The following is a 735-nucleotide window of genomic DNA, read 5'->3' on the forward strand; positions in this document are numbered from 1 at the left end:
GAGTAGCTTGATGTCGCCGCGAAACCGGTTGATCACGAAGCCAACGACGCGGTCCTGCTCACTTTGACTCAGTAAATCGAGGGTGCCCGTAAGGTGAGCAAAGACGCCCCCTTTATCGATGTCGGCAACAATAATAACGGGACAGTCTGCGGCCTCCGCGAACCCCATATTTGCGATATCGCGGTCACGCAGATTGATCTCGGCTGGCGAACCTGCACCCTCTACAATCACGTGTTGGTATTGTTCTTCGAGTCTGCGATGCGATTCCAGCACGGCGTCCATCGCTAAGCGCTTGTATTGATGATAGCTTTGCGCATCCATGTTGCCTTGCGCCTTACCGTGCACAATCACTTGCGCACCAATATCGGTATTTGGCTTCAGCAGAATCGGATTCATATCCGTATGTGGCTCTAGGCCGCACGCAAGTGCCTGTAGGGCCTGCGCTCTTCCGATTTCACCACCATCAACCGTGACCGCACTATTGAGCGCCATATTCTGAGGTTTAAACGGAACAACATCCAAACCACGCTGATGGAGGATGCGACAAATCGCCGCAACCAAGGTGCTTTTACCGGCATCAGAAGTGGTGCCCTGAATCATCAGCGTGGTCATAGAGCGCTACTTAGTTTGTTGTATCTGCAAAACGAATTGCGGCCGGATTGTTGAGTAAGTTAACGGTACCTTCTAGCAAGTCTGTTGAAGTACTCACTACATCGATACGCGGTGCTGCGAAAT

1 protein-coding gene is annotated in these 735 nt (G+C 51.8%); it reads right to left on the bottom strand.

What is annotated here, in order from left to right; translation table 11 throughout:
* A partial coding sequence (locus A3750_RS21810) for a cobyric acid synthase (protein ID WP_082873390.1) occupies positions 1-612 on the bottom strand: 612 nt, incomplete at its 3' end.
* Between the last annotated feature and the right edge of the window lie 123 nt (positions 613-735).

The sequence above is a fragment of the Oleiphilus sp. HI0079 genome, from assembly GCF_001635105.1.